Genomic DNA, 21,603 nt, shown 5'->3' with positions numbered 1-21,603 from the left:
AATTAGTTATTATAAAGGTAAATGAGGCAGGTTATGAATAATCTAAATTTAAAAAAACGAAGAGAAAAAGTACTTGAATACATGGACGATAATTCGGCTGCGGTTTTCTTTTCCGGAGAACTTGTAAGAAGTGAAAACGGAAATGATTATGAATTTGAAGTAAACAGAGATTTTTATTACCTTACAAACATTGACGAAGAAGACTGTGTGCTTATTTTAACAAAGAATGATAAGGAAATAAAAGAACAATTATTTATTCCTGAAAACAACGAGTATTCTTCAAAATGGACGGGGATAAAATTATCTATTCCTGAAGTTATGGCACTTAGCGACATGGAAGATGTTTTTTATCTTGATGAGTTTGAAGAATATATAAACGAACTTGGCAATGATGAAACTTTAGAGAAGATTTATTTTGCTTTGGATGATACAAATACCAGCGAGAATTATAACTTAAACCTTAGAATGTTTAAACAAATGTATAAAGTATTTGATAACTTGGAATTTTATAATATCAAAAGATGCCTTAATGAACTTAGAGAAGTAAAAAGTGAATACGAAGTGCATTGTATTCACAAAGGTGCAAAGAATTTAAAAAATGCCATAAACATGGCAATGAAGATTACCAAACCCGGTGTGAAAGAAGCTGAAATTGCCGCTACAATTGATTATATTACAAGGAAAAACGGCGATACACTGCCTTTCCCGACAATTGTTGCAAGCGGTAAAAATGCTACTACTCTTCATTACATCAAAGGAAAGGATAAAGTAAAAGACGGAGATCTTGTTCTTCTTGACTGCGGAAGTGCGGTAAATAAATACAGTGCAGACGTAAGCAGAACTTATCCCGTAAACGGAAAATTTACTGATTTCCAAAAGATAATATATAATATCGTTTTAAAGGCGAACAAAACCGTTATTGAAAATGCAAAAGAAGGTGTAACCTTAAAAGAACTTAACGATATTGTAATTGATATTTATGAAGAGGAACTTAAAAAAATAGGTTTGATAGAAGAAAGAGAAGAAGTAAATAATTATTATTATCACTTCGTTTCCCATTTTGTAGGACTTAACTGTCATGATCCATTCGATAAAGATAAACCTCTTAAAGCCGGTAATGTTATTACCGTTGAACCGGGACTTTATTTACAAGAAGAAGGAATTGGAATCCGCATTGAAGATAATATTTTAATAACAAAAGAAGGAAACATTAATTTAACAAAGAATATTATGAAAGAAACGGATGAAATAGAATCATATATGATGTGACAATAGAGTTTTTCATCTAAAGTTGAGGAAGAAAAATGGATGAATTATTGGCTCTTGGGTTATTCCTTTTTGTAGGATTTGCTATTAGTAAAGTGTGTTCAAAATTAAAACTTCCCGCTGTAACGGGATATTTGCTTGCAGGTTTAATCCTTGGAGTATCATTTATAGATATTCTGCCAAAAGATATCCTTTTGGAACTTGAATTTCTGCAAGATGTAGCCCTTGGCTTTATTGCCTTTAACATAGGGGAAAGTTTTAACTTGGATAAAATAAAAAGCCTTGGCGGAAGCGTTATTTTAATAACGATAGTTCAAGCTACCGTTACTATAATCGCCGTAACCATCGGAGTTTATATTGTAACGGGAGATTTACCGTTATCAATAGTCTTTGGTGCTTTATCTGCTGCCACAGCTCCTGCCGCAACGGTTAATGTTATTAACGAATATAAGGCAAAAGGAAAACTTACAAATACAATTCTTACGGTTGTTGCCCTTGATGATGCCGTATGTTTATTCCTTTTCAGTATTGCATGTGCAGTTTCACAGTCAATGATAAGCGGACATTTTAATATAAATTCTGCTTTACTTGCTCCTTTAAAAGAGATTGTATTATCTTTAATAGTAGGTGGAGTTATAGGGCTTGTTTTCTGCTTTATTGAAAAGAAAGTCAGAAGGGATAAATCTCAAGTGCTTATTGTTGCTTGTGCAAGCGTTCTTTTAGGTTCAGGAATAGGTACATATTTTGAACTTTCTTCAATTCTTGTTTGTATGGCAACAGGAAGTGTGATAGCTAATCTATGCTTTAGATACGACAAAGTCTTTTCCATGACGGAAGAAGCTGTAAACCCGATTTACGTTATATTTTTCGTGCTTGCCGGATACAGTTTGGATTTAAATGTAATAGTAAGTATAGGTGCAATCGGAATAGCCTTTGTAATTTCAAGATTTATAGGTAAAATTCTTGGTGCTTTTCTTGGGTGCGGTATGGCAAGGACAGATAAAGTTACAAGGAATTATCTTGGAATGGGGCTTATGCCTATGGCCGGAGTCGGAGTAGGGCTCGCGGTTGCGGCATCAAAAATGATGCCTGAATACAGTACACTGTTTTTAAATATAATTATGGGTGCAACATTTGTTTTTGAAATAGTCGGTCCTATCCTAACGGCACAGGGCCTTAAAAAATCAGGAGATATAAAATAACATACTAACACAGGGAGATAGATATGGAAAAATACTCATTAAACGAACTAAGAAAAATGTTTTTGGAATTTTATGAAAGCAAAGGACATTTAAGACTTGAAAGCTTTTCTCTTGTTCCTCACAACGACAAGAGTCTGCTTTTAATTAACTCAGGAATGGCTCCTTTGAAACCTTATTTTATAGGGGAAGAAGTTCCACCAAGAAAGAGAGTTACAACTTGTCAAAAATGTATCAGAACACCTGATATTGATAACGTAGGTAAAACAGCAAGACACGGTACATTCTTCGAAATGCTTGGAAACTTCTCTTTTGGAGATTATTTCAAGAAAGAAGCAATTAACTTTGCATGGGAATTTTTAACAGAAAAAATAGGAATAGATAAAGATAAACTTTATGTTTCTGTTTATGAAGATGATGATGAAGCAGCTCAAATTTGGAAAGAAGATATCGGTTTAACTGATGATAGAATTACAAGACTTGGTAAAGATGATAACTTCTGGGAAATCGGTCTTGGACCATGCGGACCATGTAGTGAAATTTATGTAGACAGGGGAGAAGAATACGGATGTGATTCTCCTGACTGCGGTGTAGGTTGTGACTGCGACAGATACATGGAAGTATGGAACCTTGTATTTACACAATTCGACAAAGACAAAGACGGAAACTACAACAGACTTGAACATCCAAACATCGATACAGGAATGGGGCTTGAAAGACTTGCTGCATACGTTCAAGGGGTTGATAATATTTTTGAAGTTGATACAATCAGATATATCCTTGATTACATTTGTGAAATATCAGGTAAAAAATATGGTGAAAATGAAAAAGACGATATTTCAATAAGAGTAATAACAGACCATATCAGAAGCAGTGTATTTATGGCAAGTGACGGTATCCTAACTTCAAACGAAGGAAGAGGATATGTTCTTAAAAGAATTTTAAGAAGAGCAATGAGACACGGTAAACTTCTTGGTATTGAAGGTCATTTTATGGAAGGGGTTGCCAAAAAGGTAATCGAAATTTCCGGAGAAGCTTATCCTGCTTTAAGAGAAAAAGAAACAACTATATTAAAACTTATAAATATAGAAGAAGAAAAATTCAACGAAACCGTAAAAGAAGGTTTATCTTTAATCGAAGAATTAATGGAAAACTTAGAAGGCGACACATTAAAAGGTGACGATGCTTTCAAACTTTACGATACTTATGGATTCCCTCTTGAACTTACAATGGAAATCCTTGAAGAAAAGGGAATTAAAGTTGATAAAGAAGGCTTTGAAAAAGCCATGAAAGAACAAAAAGACAAAGCAAGAAGCGCAAGATCAAGCAAAGATATAGTAAGTTATAAAGGGGATTTAACAAACTTTATCGCAAATCTTGAAAGCACAAAATTCATCGGATACGAAGATTTAAACGGAAGCGGAAAAGTTATCGAAATAATTAAAGACGGTGAAATGGTTAAAGAGTTAAACGAAGGAAAAGCTCTTGTTATTTTTGATAAGACTTCATTCTATGCAACAAGCGGTGGTCAAGTAAATGATACAGGTATCATTGAATCAGAAGACTTTAAAGGAGAAGTATTAAACGTAACAAAAAGCGGGGATAAATTCGTTCATGAAGTATTAGTAAAAGACGGCGTATTAAAAGCAGGAAATGAATATAACTTCAAAGTAAACAGAGCCGACAGACTAAACATACAAAGAAACCACTCTGCAACACATCTTCTTCACAAAGCTTTAAAAGAAGTTTTAGGGGAACATGTAAACCAAGCAGGTTCTTATGTAGACAGTGAAAGACTTAGATTTGACTTCTCTCATTTTGAAAAAATGACAGATGCAGAGTTAAAAGAAGTTGAAAGAAAAGTAAATGAAGAAATATTAAATCAAGATAAAGTTGAATATTTTGAAACAAGCATTGACGAAGCAAGAAAGCTTGGTGCTACTGCATTATTCGGAGAAAAATACGGAAGCATTGTAAGAGTTGTAAAAATGGGTGATTACTCAACTGAGCTTTGCGGTGGATGTCATGTTAAAAACACAAATGACATAAGTTTATTTAAAATTGTTTCAGAAACTTCAGTTGCAAGCGGGGTAAGAAGAATTGAAGCTATTACAGGTAAAGCTGCAATAGAAGAAAATATGAAAAATTATGATGAACTTCTTACAATAAAAGACAAATTAAGACTTAATAACAATAATATAATTGAAAAAGTAGAAGAACTTATAAATAAAAACAAATCTTTGGAAAAAGAACTTGATAAATTTAAGAAAGAAGCTAACAAAGATAAGGTTGGAAATATCATTGACGAAGCATTTGACGTAAATGGTATTAAATGCGTTATGGCAAAAGTTGACGGTCTTGACATGAACGAACTTAGAGATTTCAGCGACAAAATAAAAGACAAAGAAGCTAAAGTTATCGTATTCCTTGTAAGCGTTAAAGGTGAAAAAGGATTTATGATTTGTTCTGCCGATAAAGAAACAGTAAAAGGTGGATTTAACTGTGGACAATTCATCAAGAAAGTAGCGCAAAGCATCGGAAGCGGCGGCGGCGGAAGACCAGATATGGCTCAAGCCGGACTTAAAGATATTTCTAAAGCCGATATGGCACTTGATAATGCCAAAGATTTCATTAAAGAAACATTATAATTATTAATTAATAAATAAAAAACTTGAATAATCGTAATTTATAGGTTAAAATTTATATATAGGTGGTGATATTATGGGAACAAATAACAGTAACAGTAATTTTACTATGCAATTTAGTTTAGAAAACGATCGTTCTAAACTTATCGAAGAGACATTAAAAAAAGTAGAAACAGCATTAGAGGAAAAGGGATATAATCCTGTTAATCAGTTGGTAGGTTATATTATGAGTGGTGACCCAACATATATTACCTCTTATAAAGATGCAAGAAAACTTATCAGACAAGTTGAAAGAGATGAAATTTTGGAATTAATAGTATTAAAATATTTTAATGATTTAAAATAAATACAGTACGTTTGAAAACTAAAGATTTATTTAATTAAAACCTACTTATTTAATATAAGTAGGTTTTAGTTGCAAATGGGGAAAAGGAGTATATATTGAATAAAAGAATATTGGCACTTGATTACGGTGAAGCCCGTATTGGGGTAGCCGTAAGTGATGCACTACATATTACCGCACAGGGTATATGTGTTTTAAAAAGAACAAAAAACATACAAGAGGATATAGAAAAAATAAAAAAACACATCAAGGATTATGACGCAGGGCTTGTTATTTTAGGTAATCCTCTTAATTTGAATGGAGAAAAAGGTACCAGAGCTCAAATCACCGAAGAATTTTATGAAATTTTAAAAAAAGAATTAGACGTGCCAGTTAAGCTTTGGGATGAAAGACTTTCAACCAAAGAGGCTGAAAGAGCCCTTGAAGCCGGGGGAGTAAACTGGAGAAAAAAAAGAGAAGTTATTGATATGATGGCAGCACAAATAATTTTATCGTCATATCTTGATTATAATAATAATTTAGGAGGTTTTTAAATGAGCGAAGAAAAAAACACAGAAGTCATCGTTTTAAAAGATGAGGAGGGTAAAGAAATATCTTTCCTTGTTGAAGACGAGTTTGAGTTTGAAGACAAATCATATTTAGTTTTATATGAAGAAGATAACGATGAAGATGCATATTTGTTTACAGTTGATGAAGATGAAGACGGAAATTTGGTAGTTATGGAAGTTGTTGACGAAGACGAATTTAACAGAGTAAGTGAATATTATGACAATGAGCTTTAATAGGGGAAGAAATGGCTTTTAGAAAAAATAATTTTGAAGCTACTCCTTTATCGGGAGTAAAAAGAATAGAAAGCAAAGAAAAAAAGCTGCTTTCTTCTTCGAGTAAATATTTAGAGCATAAAGATAACAAAAATAAAATACAAAGGAATAATATTCAACGTAAAGCTACCAAAAATCAAAAGAAAGCTGAGAATAACGTGTCAAATATAAACGGAAAACTAAAAGTAATACCTCTTGGAGGTCTTGGAGAAATAGGGAAAAACCTTACTGTTTTTGAAACTGAAGAAGATATAATTTTGGTTGACTGCGGGCTTAAATTCCCTGATGAAAATATGTATGGAATAGATATTGTTATTCCAGAGTTTACTTATTTAATAGAAAAAAGAAACAAAATAAGAGGTTTATTTTTAACTCATGGTCATGAAGACCATATAGGTGCAATACCTTATTTATTAAAACAAATCAATATTCCTATATACGGAACAAAACTTACAATGGGTTTATTGAAAAATAAACTTGTTGAACACAAACTTGACGAAAGCACAAAGCTTCATATCGTAAAAAGAGGTCATACGGTTCATGTAAAAGGCTTTAGCGTGGAATTCGTAACATCAAACCACTCTATTCCAGACAGCTGCGCACTTTATATAACCAGTCCTTACGGAAAAGTATTCCATACGGGAGACTTTAAAGTTGATTATACTCCTGTTGACAATCAACAAATAAACCTTCAAAGAATGGCTGCAATAGGTGCACAAGGGGTTGATTTATTAATCGCAGACAGCACTAATGCCGAAAGAGAAGGTGCTACAAAGTCTGAAGCAAGTGTTGGAAGAACTTTTATGTCTTTATTTAAAGAAGGTATAGATAAGAGAATTATCGTTGCCACTTTTGCCACAAACGTACACAGAGTTCAACAAATATTTGATGCTGCCAAAAAATTCAAAAGAAAAGTTGCCATAAGCGGAAGAAGTATGGTCAATGTTATATCGGTAGCAAAAGAACTTAAATATTTAAAATTTAACGATAACATAATGATTGAGTTAAATGAAGTTGATAATTACCCACCTGAAAGAGTAGTAATATTAACAACAGGTTCTCAAGGTGAGCCTATGGCTGCACTTAGCAGAATGGCAAACGGAGAACACAGACAATTTAAAATTTCAAACGAAGATTTTGTTATTATTTCAGCAACTCCTATTCCAGGAAATGAAAAGACAGTTGCCGAAGTTATTAACAGCTTGTTTGAACTTGGCGCTGAAGTTGTTTATCAAGGAGCGGAAGGAATACACGTTTCCGGACATGCTCAAAAAGAAGAACTTAAACTTATGCATTCCATTATCAAAGCCAAATATTTTATGCCTGCACACGGCGAATACAAAATGCTTTCAAAGCATAAGGAACTTGCTATGGAACTTGGCATGAAAGAAGAAAATATCTTTGTAATGAAAAACGGGGATATTTTGGAAATCGGACCTGAAAAGGCTAAAATCAAGGGAGAAGTTCCAAACGGAATGACTCTTATTGACGGACTTGGCATAGGGGATGTAGGTAACATAGTATTAAAAGACAGAAAGAAATTAAGCGAAGACGGACTATTTATTGTTGTTGTTTCCTTAACAAAAGAAAGAGTAGTAAGCGGACCGGGGATAGTTTCCCGTGGGTTTGTATATATGAGAGAAAGCGAAGAGCTTTTAAACGGAGCAAAGGAAATTGCAAACAAGGTTCTTGATAAATACAAAGACAGATTGTTTGATTATAACAGTATTAAAGCTGATATGAAATATGATCTTGAAAAGTATTTATATGACAGCACAAAGAGAAGACCTATGATTTTACCTATACTTATGTATGTAAGAGTAGATTAGCATTTAAAGGAGGATTTTAGTATGAATGTATATGATAAAGCAAACGAACTTGCAAGAGCTATAAAAGAAAGCGATGAATTCAAAAGATACAAAAGTGCAAGTGAAAAGATTGATAAAAGCGAAGAGCATAAAAAGATGATTAAAGATTTTATGGATATGCAGTATAAATCTTATGTTGCTCAAATGAAAGGTGAACAACCTGACGAAAAAATGATAAGTGAATTTAACTTATTATATTCTACAATGTCAAATATTTCAGACATTAAAGATTTCTTGGAATCTCAAATGTATTTTGCTAGACTTATGGAAGACATTCAAAAGACAATAGCAGATGCAACGGATACCGGTGTTGAATTTTTAAAAGAAGGTTTGTTGAGCAAATAATCAAATAAAAAAACAGCAAGTTTGGCTTGCTGTTTTTTAGTGGAATAACAAATTTATTAAGGGGCTTAGCCCCTTATAAACCTCATATTTAATTTCCTTAAGGGTTTTCAACCCTTAATAACCCACGATTTTTTTACTCGCATAAAAAAGTTGAATAAAAAGGACGCTTCTAGGCGAAGAGGATTAAACGCTTTTCAATATCTCGCAAAATGCTCCCCGCATTTTACGGATGGAAAAGTTACCCCACCCCCTAAAAATAATCTTGCATTAACTTATCAAACAACACCTGCGTTTCTTCAAGTGATTTCTTTATATTTTCTTTGCTTTCTTCTGTTTGTTTTACAAAATCGGCAAATTGATTTTGTAGTTCTATTAGGATAAATATATTAAAAGATTTTTTAATCTTTCTTTAGATATATTATACATTGACTTTGCTGAACCGCTTGAAATATTTTGTACTTGTTTTCTAAATAAATCATGATTAATTAATTTCTACAAAATATCATTTTATATTTCATCTGATAATAACAATGTGTTCCACGCCCAGATAATCTATATAGTTTACATAAACGCAAGAATTATTGCATTCACTAATCATAATGGCATTTATATCAACATTATACAAGTTAACTTTACCCGAATTTTTTCATTTAAGTAATTATATTTGGCATTATAAGCTATATCTTCTTTATTCACTTGTTGCCCTTTTGAATATGGAGAAATATTTTTTAATTTTACTTTAACCTTCACCTTACTACTCCTAGTCAATTGAGCTTTTACTTCCTTTATGTCTTTTCCCTTTATTTTATTCTAGTAATGGTTTAAAGTTTTATTATTTCTGTATTTATTTTGTTTATAAATGTTTTGTCGTGTTCGATTATCAGCATCGTGGGAAGATATGCGAGTATTAAATTTTCTATTTGCATTCTGGAAAAAACATCAATGTAGTTTAAAGGTTCGTCCCATATATATAAATGTGCCTGTTCGGATAAACTTTTCGCAATTAAAATTTTTTTCTTTTCTCCTTGACTCATTATTTCCAAATTTTTCCCGAAATCCTTTCTTTCAAAATTTAATTTTATTAAATTTGTTTTAAATATGGTTTCGTTTATTTGGTTTTCTTTTATAAAATTATCCAAAGAACCTTTTAAAAAAGACGTATCCTGAGGAATATAAGATATTTTTAAATTTTTTGCTTTATAGAAATCTCCTTCATAACTTATATTTTCGTCGGTTATTAATTTTATTATGCTGCTTTTCCCGCTTCCGTTTTTCCCTTGAAGAATAATTCTGTCTTTGTTGCTTATCTGAAATGTGATGTCTCTTAAAATATCTTTTTTATCATAAAACAGGTTTATGTGGTTTAATCTTATGAAATTGTCGGAATGAAAATAGATAGGGGATATTTTTAAGTCTTCGCTATGTTCAATGTTTTTTAAAAGTGATTTTTTTTCTTCAGCTTTTTTGTTTATTCTTTTATTTATCGATTTTGAGGTTTTCATCATTTTAGCGGATTTATGCCCTATGTATCCTCTGTCTACTTTAAGTCCGGATATGTTTTTTGTGTTGTATTTTGTTTTTTCAACTTTGTTTGCCCAAGAAGAAGTCTGTTTTGCTGCCATTTCCATATGTGATATTTCCTTTTTTAATTTTTCGTTTTTGGATATTTCAAAACTGTCTTCTCTTTCTTTATTTTTCATATACGAATCGAAATTACCTTTTTGTAAATCTATTTTGTTTTTATTTATCGAAAGTATATGGTCGGTTACATTGTTTAATAAATTTCTGTCATGACTTACTATTATATATCCTTTCTTCTTATTTAAATATTTAATAAGTGTTTCCCGCCCGTAAACGTCCAAATGATTTGTAGGTTCGTCTATAAGCAAAAAATTGTTTGGCTTTGTAAAAAGAACGGCAAGCATTAATTTTGCCTGTTCTCCTTTACTTAATTCGTTAAAGTTTTTATAAATTATTTCATCTTTTGCAGAAAGCATATTCAGCTCTTTTGATAATTCCCAATATTCAAAGTTTGGGTTAATGTCTTCTATTATTTCGATGGACATTCTGTTTTTATTTTTAATTTCGAACGGGAAATATTCAAATTCGATATTTTTGCTTATCGAGCCTTTATAATCGTATTCGTTCATCAGAAGTTTTAAAAATGTTGTTTTGCCTCTTCCGTTTCTCGCAATAAGTCCGAGTTTCCAAGACGTATCAAGATTTATCGAAAGGTTTTCGAATATGTTTTCATAACTTCCTTCGTGGGAGAAGGTTAAATTTTGTATTTTAATTGTTGACATTTTCATACCTCCTTAAAAAAAACAGACCGCAAGAAAATATTCTTCGGTCTGTTTTGTAATACGACAAGGACTGAATGAAAGAATTATTTTCTTGCTTTTGCATAAAAACAACGCTTAAAATTTGTTTTATGCATATTGATAAATATTAGCAAGAAAAAATAATCATTCTTTCATTATCCTCCTTTTTTCACATAATATAACATTTTAATATTGTATTGTCAATCGGAAATAAAAAAGACACCGTAAGGTGCCTGCTTGTATATCACGGGTAGACGGTTAAATGGATATACAAGTTTTAGGATTAAAAAAAGAAGTATTACTTCTTTTAGAATATTATATATATTTTTTCAATAAAATCAATACAAATATTTATTAAATAAAAAAATAAAAAAAAAAGTAAAAAAATGTTGACAAAAAAGGTAAGTTACCATATAATATATCTTGTTCGGTCGCATAGCTCAGCTGGGAGAGCACCTGCCTTACAAGCAGGGGGTCATAGGTTCGAGCCCTATTGCGACCACCATTTTATGCGAAAGTGGCTCAGTGGTAGAGCATCGCCTTGCCAAGGCGAGGGTCGCGAGTTCGAATCTCGTCTTTCGCTCCATTATGCCGAAGTGGCGAAATTGGCAGACGCACAGGACTTAAAATCCTGCGATCCTTACCGATCGTACCGGTTCGACTCCGGTCTTCGGCACCACTAAGATTAAAACAGCTTTAGGCTGTTTTTTTTGTTTTATGCGTGTTCCTTTGTATATATATTCCTTTTGGGAATAAATTTTTAAGGAATTGTTTTCGTTGTCTTTTAGAACATATACGTTTTCACCTATTTCCAGCTTATCATATAAATCTTTTGTGACGGATATGTTGATGTTTTCGTTTGTTGTTACGTAGTATATTGTCTTTCTCGTTCCCGATCCGGACGAGTTTATTGTTTCATATTTGTTTGTTATAGGTAAATTTATAATATACCAGTTTTTTTCTTTTTCAAACAAACTTACGTTTGATATCATGAAAAATGCGAATACGAATAATATTATTGTCATGGGGAAAAGATATTTTAGAAAATTTGCGGAATTGTTTGTAAATGATTTTTCCTTTGTTAAATAAATTTTAAAGAAAATCATTATCCCAAAATAATCAATATTATAAATGGAACAAATACCATTATGTTCAGTTCGCCCATATCTTTTTCTATCATTATATTGATTAATTCTTTCATGATTTTATCCTTAATCGGTTTTTATTGTTTGAGCCATTTTTTTAATTCGTTTATTTCATCTTCGTTTTTGTTTGTTTTTAAATATGTTTTTTTCGATTTGTCGATTGCTTTTGAAATTTCATTCGTTAAGTTCGGATATTGATTTAATATTTCCTTTGGAATAAACAATGTTTCGCCTGTGTTTTCTTCTCTTAAAAGATAATTTATTCCGAGTAAGTTATATGCCAAAGAACTGTTTTTACCGTCATCATAAGGAAATATAATTCCTTCATCAATTGTAACGTATTTGTTTTTAAACATAAACCATGGTAATTTTATTAAATTTTCGTTTGAAAACATTTCCTTTACGCCATATTGTGATAGAGTTATTTCATATACTGTGATGTAATTTTTATAATTTTCATTCAAATTTTTTGAACCATGGAGGCGAAACCATTGTTTTACGATATTGCGTCTTGTTACAAAAATTATACAAGGGTTAAATATAAGAGTTGCTCCGTAAGCTGCGAGAACAAGGAAAAGAATAAAATACAGAAAAAACTGCATTGTTGTTTCTGTTATGAATATATAAGCGGAAATTATTGACAAAGGAATAAAAAAAATGCTGCAGAATATTCCAAGTTTTTTAAAATATGATTTGTTTTGTGCCTTGAAAATTTTTTTGAATTTTGTAAAATTGATATCTGCTTTAAATTTAATTTCTTTCATGTTTGTATGCCCTTTCTTCAATTTATATTTTAAATTATAATTAATAAAAGTACCAATTCAATTAAAAACTTATTAATTTATAAAGATTTTACATCAATTTATATATATTTTTATTTTAATGAAAAATAAAACGGTCATTAATTTTTATATTTAATATCGGTTACGATTATTGAACGTGTTCTGTTTTTATTATATAATTTTATACAAAGGAGAAAAGAAAATATGAATTATAACGAAATCAGCATATATACGAAGACAGAGGGAATAGACCTTCTTATATCGTCTTTGTCCGATATGGGAATGGACAGCTTTTTAATAGAAGACAAAAAGGAATTTGAAGAATTTTTGGAAAACAATAAAGAAACATGGGATCTTGTTGATGAAGATTTAAAGAAGAAAAATATCGAAACAAACGTTAAGGTATATATTCTTGAAGATGAAAGTCAAGCAGAAAAAATAGAAGAAATAAAGAATATGTTAAACAGGTTAAAGGCGTCAGACAGTGAAGATATATTTGGCAGTCTTAACATGACTTTTAACGACATTAAAGAAGAGGATTGGGCTAATAACTGGAAGAAATACTTTAAGCCTTTTAATGTAGGTAAAAAGTTACTTATAAAACCTACATGGGAAGAATGCGACAACAAAGAAAACAGAATAATTCTTGAAATCGACCCTGGGGCAAGTTTTGGAACTGGAAGTCATGAAACCACAAAGATGTGTTTAATAGGGCTTGAAGACTACATGAAAGAGGGAGACGAAGTAATAGACGTAGGATGTGGAAGCGGTATACTTTCCATTGCTGCCGCAAAACTTGGCTGTAAGCACGTGACAGGGGTTGACATCGACCCAATGTGTATAGAGACATCATCATACCTTTCAAAGATAAATTCTGTTTCTGATAAGTTTGATGTGTTTATAGGAGATTTGGCAGAAAAGGTAGACGTTCAGGCTGATGTTGTTGTGGCAAATATATTTGCCCACATAATAAAAAGACTTACTCCTGATACTAAGAGAATACTTAAAAAAGGCGGTATATTTATTTCAAGCGGTATAATAAAAGAAACCGTTGATACTGTTATAGACAGTTACAAAGAAAATGGTTTTGAAATACTTGAAGTAAACAATATGGGGGATTGGTACTGCGTAGTAGGTAAAAGGCTTTAAGCTTGGAGGAAGATTCGAAAGTAGCTTTAATTAACGGTCAAAATCACAAAGGCTCAAGTTACAACACCGGAAAGATTTTGGCTTTAAAACTTACAAGTGAAGAGGATATTTTTGAGATATTCTTACCTAAAGATTTTATAAATACTGCATGGGGTGTAATTCATGTTTTATGAAAAGCGAGACACTTTGCCCGCACTATGAACTTATTCATCCTATTGATGAGATAATGAAAAAGTGCGATGTGCTTATATTTACTACCCCAACTTATGTATTTCATATGAGCGGTCAGCTTAAAGGGTTTTTGGATCATTTTGGTTACAGGTGGATTGTTCATAGACCCGAAGCTATTATGTTTAAAAAACAGGCTGTTTGTATTTCAACCGCTGCGGGAATGGGAACAAAGAAAGCCGTAAAGGGAATAAAAGACAGTTTATTCTTTTGGGGAATATCTAAGATATATACTCTTGGAATAAATGTATACAGCGTAACCTGGAATGATGTAAGCGAAAAGGTAAAAGAAAAAATAGACAAAAAGACCGATAAAACGGCAAGGAAGATATTAAAAAACATTGGTAAAACAAAGCCTACAATAAAAACGAAACTTTGGTTTTACGGTGTAAGGATGTTACAGAAAAAGGGAGGCTTAAATAAAGTCGACAATGAATACTGGAACATGAAAGGTTACACCAAAGACAAAAGACCTTGGCTTTAATAAAATATAATATAATAAACGGAGGAGCAAAATGCAAAAATTCGATTACTACACACCGACTAAAGTAATCTTCGGTAAAGGAAGAGAAGCAGAAGTTGGAATGGAAATGAAAAAAGACGGAGCAAAGAAAGCTTATATTGTATATGGTGGGGGAAGCGTAAAAAGAAGCGGACTTCTTGACAGAGTAGAAGAAGCTTTGAAAGCAGAAAACATCGAATATAAAATGATTGGCGGAGTTAAACCAAACCCAAGATTATCTCTTGCAAGAGAAGGTGTTGAAGACGCAAAGGCTTTCGGCGCTGATTTTATCTTAGCAGTAGGAGGCGGAAGCGTTATTGATACAGCAAAGGGTATTGCACACGGCGTTGCAAATCCAGATGTTGATATTTGGGATTTTTGGGAAGGAAAGAAAAAAGTTGAAAAATCACTTCCTGTAGGTGTTATTTTAACTATTTCTGCAGCAGGTAGCGAAATGAGTAATTCAGCTGTTTTAACAAACGAAGAAACAGGAGTAAAAAGAGGTCTTTCAACAGACTTTAACAGACCAAAATTTGCAATCATGAACCCTGAACTTACATTTACACTTCCTGATTATCAAGTTGGATGCGGTATAGTTGATATTATGATGCATACAATGGACAGATATTTTACAGATTTAAGCGAATGTCAAAACGATTTAACAGACGAAATCGCAGAAGCACTTCTTAGAACAGTTATTAAAAACGGTAAAGTTGCTTCAAAAAATAAAGAAGACTATCATGCAATGAGCGAAATTATGTGGGCAGGTTCATTATCACACAACGGACTTACAGGTCTTGGTGCTCCTATGGACTTTGCTACTCACAGACTTGGTCATTCTCTAAGTGCTAAATTTGATGTTGCTCATGGTGCTTCACTTTCTACAATGTGGCCTCACTGGGCAAATTATGTAAAACACAAAGACATTGACAGATTTGCAAGATATGCAAAGAATGTTTGGGGTATTACAGAAGGAACAAAAGAAGAGCTTGCTGATAAAGGTATTGAAGCGACAGCAGAATTCTTCCGTTCTATAAACATGCCTACAAACTTTACAGAACTTGGAATCGGTATTCAAGATGAAGAAGGTTTAAGAGAACTTACTGACAGATGTTTCTATGTTAAAGGTACAAAAGTTGGAAAACTTATTCCTTTAACAGAAGAGGATATTTATCCTATTTATGTTAGTGCTAATAAATAATCATTTATATAAGGGGCGTTGCCCCTTAAAATCCCCACTCTTTTTTTGCTTGTCCAAAAAAAGAGGTAAAAAGGACACTTCTCGGCGAAGTGCCTTGGACGCACTCGGATTTCATGGAAAATCTACCCGATTTTCCTATGAACGAGTGCTACCCCGACCCTGCATTTTGATGTGAGGTGGGGTGTTTTTTTTGTTTCTCTAAATTATGTATATGATAGATTGTGGAACAGTGAAGAGTTATTGAAGTAATATTTATATTTAGATTTGAAATGCCTTGTTTTGCGGGGTGTTTTTTTATTTTGTAAAGGAACCTTGGCAAAATTATTGTTTAGAGTATAATATATGTAAAGGAACCTTTACATAGGAGGGTGAAGTTGAAAAATAACGTTGAAAAGTTTAGAAAGGAAATGGGGCTTAATCAGGAGAGTTTTGCAAAGGAATTAAAAGTATCAAGGCAGACTATAAGCGCTATTGAAAACGGGAAGTATAATCCCTCTTTGGAACTTGCTTTTGAGATATCTCGTTTTTCAATAAGACTATAGAAGAAATTTTTATATATGAGGAGGGAAAAAATAATGAAAAATAAATATCAGTACTGGTACATCGGGTATATTATTTCATTTATTTTATTTGTCACATTGATTATGACGGATTTGCCTAAAAGCGTGGATATGGGAATAATGATTTTATTTAGTGCTGTATTTGGTGTTTCTCATTTTCAAATTTGGCATAATAAAATGATAGAAAAAGACATTGATTATAAAAATGAAGTTATGGATGAAAGAAATATATTAATTAAAGAAAAAACCGGTAATATTGCAAATATGATTACATTGATATTGCTTAGCATTGCAACAGTAGTATTTATTTGTTTAAATTTTGTTTTTCCTGCTATTATTACAGCCATGATTATTTTTATTCAGCCTATTATTCTTATTATTATTAGTAATAGCATTGAAAATAAAATGTAGAAAATCCATAGAGTTTTTACGTATTATTAATAAATTAAACTTTTATATATGAGGTTATGAAAAATGAAAAAGAGTAATTTTATTTATGGTGCTATATTTGTTTTGATTGGAATTTTGTTTATAATGCTTGCGGTATTTAAAGAAAGCAGACTGGGGAGTATCTTTATTGGTCTTGGGGGAGGCTTTTTGTTTAACGGTGTAATTAGCATATTTAGGTATTTTTATTATAGTAATGATAAAAACAAGGAAAAATATTTAAAGAAACTTGAAAATGAAAGAATAGAGTTGCATGACGAATTAAAGGAAAGCCTTAGAAATAAAAGCGGAAGATATGCTTATATAATAAATTTAATTATACTTTGTATCAGTGCTTTTGTCTTTGCTTGTTTATCTATGATGGAAATTACAATAAGCATAACAGCGTTTATTATTTACTTGATTGTTTTAATTATTTTAAATTATGTTCTTGGGGTATATATTTATAAAAAATTACTTAACAAATACAAATAAAAAGCAGTGGTTAAGTGGTTAATATATCTATAAATTTATTCAGTTATGTAAATATATTAAAATGATTTTTGATGGGAGGCTTACATTATGTATTTGGACATGGCTAAAAATCCTATGCGTGAATTAAAAACAAAAGAAGATTATGAAATATGGGCTAAAGAATGTTATAACAGTGCCGAAGCATTTTATGAAGTAATTTTCAGATGTAAGGAAATGATATTTAGAAATAAATATGATACATTTGCAGTACTTATGAATGTTGCATTTGCATGTGAACTTTATTTAAAAACTCTATTGTTTTGGCAAAATATTGATGGCAGAAATGAACATGATTTATATAAGTTATATAAAAAACTACCTGAGAAACAAAGAAATAAGTTAAAAGAATTACATCCATGTGGAAATACTTCAAAGTCAAATTTTGAGTTAGAACTTCAAGAAATTGGTAAAGCTTTTATTGTTTCTAGGTATATGTACGAAAGACAACGTATGGCTTGTGATGTGCAATTTCTATTTGAGTTATTTACAACTTTACACGATAATATAGGTGAGAATTCAAAAGAATAATTCAAAAGTTTTACTTTATTTATATAAAAAAACTACTTAACAAATACAAATAAAAAGCAGTGGTTAATATGCCACTGCTTGAATTTTTTCGCTTTCTTCATTTGGTTTGTCTTTTGTAAGGAAGTCGTAGAAAAATACATTGTCAAAGCCTGCTTGTTTTAGGGCTTCATTTATTGTATTTACTGAGAAAATCCTTTGTTTATGTTCTACTTTGCATAGACTTTCTTTAGTGTTTGATATTATGATTGTAGTATTTAACCAGTTATCTTTTTTACTTCTTCTTACATCAAAGGTTAAACCTTCGTTTTCTAAAATTTCATTTTCCGGTTTATAATATTCGCTTATTATATCAAAGGTAAAACTACCGCCTTTATTTAGATATTTCTTTATGTTTTTAAAGGTCTGTAACAAGTCATTCTCACTTTGAAGATAATTTATGCTGTCGCAGACGCTGTAAATAAAATCAAAGGTGATGTCTGAAACAAAGTCTTTCATATCTGCTTTCATAAAACGGAAGTCTTTTTCTTCACAGTAAGCATTTTCGTTTGCTTTTACAAGCATTTCACCGCTTATGTCTATTCCGTAAAAATCACCATTTAAAATATCGCTTAAAAAAAGCATCATATATCCGCTTCCACATCCAATATCTAAAATAGTGTTTGGATTATTTATGGTTGAAAGGTCCTTTATATAATCTGCCCACATTTCATAGTCTGCAAGAGCGATGTAATTATCATAGTATTCACTAAAATTTTTATAGCTGTTATTATTTTTCATTTAATAAATTCTCTCTTATAAAGTTTTCTACGCCATTATCAAATACACTGTCGGTTATATACATAGCGTGTTTTTTTACCTCATCTGAAGCATTATCCACACAGACCGATACACCTGAATTTTCAAACATTGATACGTCTGTTATGCTGTCTCCAAAAGAAATAATGTTTTCTTTATCTATTTTTAAGTAGTCTTTTAAAAATTTAACGGCGTTTCCTTTTGTTGAGGGACCGAACTCAAAGGTTGTGGTAAATGATTTTGTATAGTTTAATTTATCATGATTTTCTCCAAGTCTTTTTAGTGTATCATGGGTATTTTTATCACCGACAAAATCAAATGTGCAAACTCTGGTTAGGGGAATATCAAAAGGCATATCCCTTAATTTATCTATTACGTGAAGTTTAAAACCCTCTACTATATTTTCTATTGGCGAGAAGAAGTTTATATTTTTATTTACCATTTCAGGATTATATTTGCTTTTTGTAATGTATAAATCCTCTCCTGATTCGATTAAATAAATTAAAGTATCCTTATCTTTTAATGTATTTAATACGTCTTTTTTTGTTTCTTCTTCGATTAATATTTCCTTTAAGATATGTCTTTCTTTGTTTTCGTAGTCGTATTTTACTACGCTTGCTCCGTTATCGCATATTATATAATCGGGTTTTAATTTATAAGCGAAGTTAAACGCTTGATAAAAGCCTCTTGCGGTTGCGAATGCAGTTATATAGCCCATATCCTTTAACTCATTAAAAAGACTTACATAATTTTCATCGATACTGAATTCATCTTTTAATAAAGTATGGTCAAGGTCAGTAATAATTAGTTTAATGTTTTTTAATTTTTCTTCCTTTTTCATATTTGTAAATTCCATTAATTTGTTATTAATATAATCGTAGTTTTCCTTTTTATGAGGGAGTAGGCAGTTTGAGCAATCCTTTATTCCGTTTTTTGTATAAGTGAAATTTCCCATACATTTTTCTTCCATTAAATACAAAGGACAATAGCAGAAAAGACAGTTAAAATTATCTTTATCTTCTGTTTTATGGCAGGGGAAAAATTCACATTTGTTGTTATTTATAAATTTATAATTTTCCATATAATTAATTTTAAATTAAAAACACCCTTTTTTCAAGGTGGTTTGATATAATATTTTATTGAAAAGAGGTAGTATGAAATATAAGAATATAGTTAAGGCAAAATTTATAGATAGACCAAACAGGTTTATAGCAAATTGTTTGGTTGATGATAAGATAGAAAAAGTACATGTAAAAAATACGGGAAGATGCAGGGAGTTGCTTAAAGATAATGCCGATGTTTATCTTGAATATATAGATAGTAAAGACAGAAAGACAAAGTATGATTTAATAAGCGTATATAAAAATGATGTGCTTTTTAACATGGACAGCCAAATGCCAAACAAGGTATTTAAAGAGGGAGTTTTAAATAAGGTTATTACCCTTGATGAAATGGGGGAAGTAACTTTTATTAAAGGAGAGCAGAAGTATAAAAATTCAAGGTTTGATTTTTATGTGGAAAGTGAGAATAAAAAGGGGTATGTGGAAGTAAAGGGGGTAACATTGGAAGAAGACGATGTAGCGATGTTTCCGGACGCTCCCACAACGAGAGGGATTAAACATGTATATGAACTTATAGAAGCAAAAAAAGAAGGCTATGAAGCTTATATCTGCTTTATAATTCAGTTTACAGGCTCAAAGTATTTTACCCCAAATCCAGTGCATAAAGATTTTATCAAAGCTTTAAAACAAGCAAGGGATAATGGAGTAAATGTTCTTTGTTATGAATGCAGTGTTACAAAAGATGAAATAGAAGCTAAGAATAAAATTCCTTTTGTGCTTAAGTAAGTTTTTATTTTAGTAATATTTTGAATAATTTAAGCTTAAAATTATAAGTAGTGATTTTTTAGTAATAATAAATATATAAAAATTTAGTTAAATAATTTTATAAGCAGTATATTAAATCATTGTTTAAATTGAAAATAACAATATAGTATACAGATTTTATATAATTTTATATTAGGTTATGTTATGTAATATATTTATCATAAATTGTATATTATGCGAATAAAAGATATTAAAATATTACATATAATTTTATATTTTTATATAATATCGTGTAAATGATTAATCAATTTATTTACTAAAAAGGAAAATAAATTTATTTGAAAAAATCATCTGTTTAGTTTTTAATAACTACATATTTTAAGAAAATTAATTTACGTTAAATAATTATTAAAATTTTATTTAACCTACTTTTATTTATATATTAATATGCTATAATACTAAAAGTAAAATTTATTTTATGGGAGTTTTCATGGTTATACAATTTACTTTTTTAAGTTTTATTTTAATGATAGTATCTTATTTATTAGGATGTATAAATGGTGCTTACATATTTTCCAAAAGTGTAAAAAAAGAAGATATAAGGACTTATGGCAGCGGTAATGCCGGAGCTACTAACGCACTTAGAACATATGGATTTTTCTCAGGGGCGTTGGTTTTTGTAATTGACTTTTTAAAGGGGCTTGTAACAGTACTTTTATGTTATATGTTTAATCAAAGCTCTCTTGTAATTCTAATCTGTTCTCTTTTATGTGTTGCCGGTCATAACTGGCCTGTATTTATGGGATTTAGAGGAGGAAAGGGAGTTTCTGCAAGTGCGGGAATTCTTGTTATGGTTGATTATAAACTTGCACTTTTGGCAATACTTATTGGTGTGATACTTGCGCTTTTAACGAGAATGGTTTCGGTAGGTTCTTTAACTGCTTTAACACTTAGTGCGGTATTTTTTATAGTATTTAAAGTTGATATTTGTTATATAATTTTAGCTTGTATTTTATGTGTTTTAAGCATATATCAACATAGAAAGAATATAGTAAGAATAATAAACGGTAATGAAAATAAACTTACATTTGGTAAGAAAAATAAATAATTAAATTTGAG

General features: G+C 30.9%; 21 protein-coding genes, 3 tRNA genes and 1 pseudogene. 21 read left to right on the top strand and 4 right to left on the bottom strand.

What is annotated here, in order from left to right; translation table 11 throughout:
* Positions 1 to 33: 33 nt before the first annotated feature.
* From M6G78_RS01400 to M6G78_RS01365, 8 genes are all read left to right on the top strand, one after another.
* Positions 34 to 1,269, top strand: coding sequence for an aminopeptidase P family protein (locus M6G78_RS01400; protein WP_171020614.1), 1,236 nt, complete (start codon positions 34 to 36; stop codon positions 1,267 to 1,269).
* 35 nt (positions 1,270 to 1,304) lie between these two features.
* Positions 1,305 to 2,468: a cation:proton antiporter gene (locus M6G78_RS01395; RefSeq protein WP_253229408.1), complete on the top strand. Its 1,164-nt coding sequence runs from the start codon at positions 1,305 to 1,307 to the stop codon at positions 2,466 to 2,468.
* A 23-nt stretch (positions 2,469 to 2,491) separates the two neighbouring features.
* Positions 2,492 to 5,113 carry an alanine--tRNA ligase gene (gene alaS, locus M6G78_RS01390; protein WP_253229407.1) on the top strand — a complete coding sequence of 874 codons (2,622 nt, stop codon included), beginning with the start codon at positions 2,492 to 2,494 and terminating at the stop codon, positions 5,111 to 5,113.
* A gap of 73 nt (positions 5,114 to 5,186) precedes the next feature.
* Complete coding sequence (locus M6G78_RS01385) at positions 5,187 to 5,456, top strand: IreB family regulatory phosphoprotein (protein ID WP_138268954.1); 270 nt, start codon at positions 5,187 to 5,189, stop codon at positions 5,454 to 5,456.
* A gap of 95 nt (positions 5,457 to 5,551) precedes the next feature.
* A complete protein-coding gene (ruvX, locus tag M6G78_RS01380) occupies positions 5,552 to 5,986 on the top strand; it encodes a Holliday junction resolvase RuvX (RefSeq protein ID WP_253229406.1) in 435 nt (144 codons plus the stop codon).
* Positions 5,987 to 6,235, top strand: coding sequence for a DUF1292 domain-containing protein (locus M6G78_RS01375; RefSeq protein WP_253229405.1), 249 nt, complete (start codon positions 5,987 to 5,989; stop codon positions 6,233 to 6,235).
* A gap of 11 nt (positions 6,236 to 6,246) precedes the next feature.
* Positions 6,247 to 8,103 (top strand): ribonuclease J, encoded by a 1,857-nt coding sequence (locus tag M6G78_RS01370; RefSeq protein ID WP_253229404.1) that lies wholly within the window; start codon positions 6,247 to 6,249, stop codon positions 8,101 to 8,103.
* Positions 8,104 to 8,124: 21 nt separating this feature from the next.
* Positions 8,125 to 8,487: a YlbF family regulator gene (locus M6G78_RS01365; protein ID WP_253229403.1), complete on the top strand. Its 363-nt coding sequence runs from the start codon at positions 8,125 to 8,127 to the stop codon at positions 8,485 to 8,487.
* Positions 8,488 to 9,308: 821 nt separating this feature from the next.
* Here the strand turns inward: M6G78_RS01365 and abc-f are convergent.
* Positions 9,309 to 10,790 (bottom strand): ribosomal protection-like ABC-F family protein, encoded by a 1,482-nt coding sequence (abc-f, locus tag M6G78_RS01360; RefSeq protein WP_253229402.1) that lies wholly within the window; start codon positions 10,788 to 10,790, stop codon positions 9,309 to 9,311.
* A 447-nt stretch (positions 10,791 to 11,237) separates the two neighbouring features.
* On the opposite strand from abc-f, the gene M6G78_RS01355 reads away from it, so the two are divergent.
* The 3 genes from M6G78_RS01355 (at position 11,238) to M6G78_RS01345 (ending at position 11,487) form a co-directional block, all read left to right on the top strand.
* A tRNA-Val gene (locus M6G78_RS01355) sits at positions 11,238 to 11,313 on the top strand.
* 6 nt (positions 11,314 to 11,319) lie between these two features.
* A tRNA-Gly gene (locus tag M6G78_RS01350) sits at positions 11,320 to 11,394 on the top strand.
* A gap of 4 nt (positions 11,395 to 11,398) precedes the next feature.
* Positions 11,399 to 11,487 (top strand) — tRNA-Leu (locus tag M6G78_RS01345).
* A gap of 543 nt (positions 11,488 to 12,030) precedes the next feature.
* On the opposite strand, the gene M6G78_RS01340 is transcribed toward M6G78_RS01345, so the two are convergent.
* A complete protein-coding gene (locus M6G78_RS01340; protein ID WP_138268949.1) occupies positions 12,031 to 12,717 on the bottom strand; it encodes a hypothetical protein in 687 nt (228 codons plus the stop codon).
* A 222-nt stretch (positions 12,718 to 12,939) separates the two neighbouring features.
* Here M6G78_RS01340 and prmA point away from each other — a divergent pair, with 222 nt between their 5' ends.
* The 8 genes and pseudogenes from prmA (at position 12,940) to M6G78_RS01305 (ending at position 17,863) form a co-directional block, all read left to right on the top strand.
* The gene (gene prmA, locus M6G78_RS01335; RefSeq protein ID WP_253229401.1) at positions 12,940 to 13,884 is read left to right on the top strand and encodes a 50S ribosomal protein L11 methyltransferase; all 945 of its coding nucleotides are present in this window, start codon (positions 12,940 to 12,942) and stop codon (positions 13,882 to 13,884) included.
* A gap of 2 nt (positions 13,885 to 13,886) precedes the next feature.
* Complete coding sequence (locus M6G78_RS10320) at positions 13,887 to 14,057, top strand: hypothetical protein (protein ID WP_371922815.1); 171 nt, start codon at positions 13,887 to 13,889, stop codon at positions 14,055 to 14,057.
* On the top strand, positions 14,054 to 14,596 hold the full coding sequence (locus tag M6G78_RS01330; protein ID WP_371922814.1) for a flavodoxin family protein: 543 nt from the start codon (positions 14,054 to 14,056) through the stop codon (positions 14,594 to 14,596). The genes M6G78_RS10320 and M6G78_RS01330 overlap by 4 nt, the downstream gene beginning before the upstream one ends.
* Before the next feature lie 31 nt (positions 14,597 to 14,627).
* Positions 14,628 to 15,815 carry an iron-containing alcohol dehydrogenase gene (locus tag M6G78_RS01325; protein ID WP_253229400.1) on the top strand — a complete coding sequence of 396 codons (1,188 nt, stop codon included), beginning with the start codon at positions 14,628 to 14,630 and terminating at the stop codon, positions 15,813 to 15,815.
* Positions 15,816 to 16,189: 374 nt separating this feature from the next.
* Positions 16,190 to 16,401: pseudogene (locus M6G78_RS01320) on the top strand (helix-turn-helix transcriptional regulator).
* Positions 16,391 to 16,786 (top strand): hypothetical protein, encoded by a 396-nt coding sequence (locus tag M6G78_RS01315; protein ID WP_253229399.1) that lies wholly within the window; start codon positions 16,391 to 16,393, stop codon positions 16,784 to 16,786. The pseudogene M6G78_RS01320 and the gene M6G78_RS01315 overlap by 11 nt, the downstream one beginning before the upstream one ends.
* Positions 16,787 to 16,849: 63 nt before the next feature.
* Positions 16,850 to 17,296: a hypothetical protein gene (locus M6G78_RS01310; RefSeq protein WP_253229398.1), complete on the top strand. Its 447-nt coding sequence runs from the start codon at positions 16,850 to 16,852 to the stop codon at positions 17,294 to 17,296.
* A gap of 87 nt (positions 17,297 to 17,383) precedes the next feature.
* Positions 17,384 to 17,863 carry a hypothetical protein gene (locus M6G78_RS01305; protein WP_253229397.1) on the top strand — a complete coding sequence of 160 codons (480 nt, stop codon included), beginning with the start codon at positions 17,384 to 17,386 and terminating at the stop codon, positions 17,861 to 17,863.
* 63 nt (positions 17,864 to 17,926) lie between these two features.
* On the opposite strand, the gene M6G78_RS01300 is transcribed toward M6G78_RS01305, so the two are convergent.
* Both M6G78_RS01300 and M6G78_RS01295 read right to left on the bottom strand, forming a co-directional pair.
* Positions 17,927 to 18,640 (bottom strand): class I SAM-dependent methyltransferase, encoded by a 714-nt coding sequence (locus M6G78_RS01300; RefSeq protein ID WP_253229396.1) that lies wholly within the window; start codon positions 18,638 to 18,640, stop codon positions 17,927 to 17,929.
* Positions 18,630 to 19,739: an HAD-IIB family hydrolase gene (locus M6G78_RS01295; protein WP_371922813.1), complete on the bottom strand. Its 1,110-nt coding sequence runs from the start codon at positions 19,737 to 19,739 to the stop codon at positions 18,630 to 18,632. Before M6G78_RS01295 ends, M6G78_RS01300 begins: the two co-directional genes overlap by 11 nt.
* A 73-nt stretch (positions 19,740 to 19,812) precedes the next feature.
* Here M6G78_RS01295 and sfsA point away from each other — a divergent pair, with 73 nt between their 5' ends.
* Positions 19,813 to 20,505: a DNA/RNA nuclease SfsA gene (sfsA, locus tag M6G78_RS01285; protein ID WP_253229395.1), complete on the top strand. Its 693-nt coding sequence runs from the start codon at positions 19,813 to 19,815 to the stop codon at positions 20,503 to 20,505.
* Positions 20,506 to 20,974: 469 nt separating this feature from the next.
* Complete coding sequence (plsY, locus tag M6G78_RS01280) at positions 20,975 to 21,592, top strand: glycerol-3-phosphate 1-O-acyltransferase PlsY (protein ID WP_253229394.1); 618 nt, start codon at positions 20,975 to 20,977, stop codon at positions 21,590 to 21,592.
* Positions 21,593 to 21,603: the final 11 nt, after the last annotated feature.

The sequence above is a fragment of the Anaerofustis sp. NSJ-163 genome (genome assembly GCF_024135845.1).
GTDB lineage: Bacteria > Bacillota > Clostridia > Eubacteriales > Anaerofustaceae > Anaerofustis > Anaerofustis butyriciformans.
The sequence above is the reverse complement of the archived record's forward strand: the minus strand, read 5'-3'. Positions and strand labels throughout refer to the sequence as shown.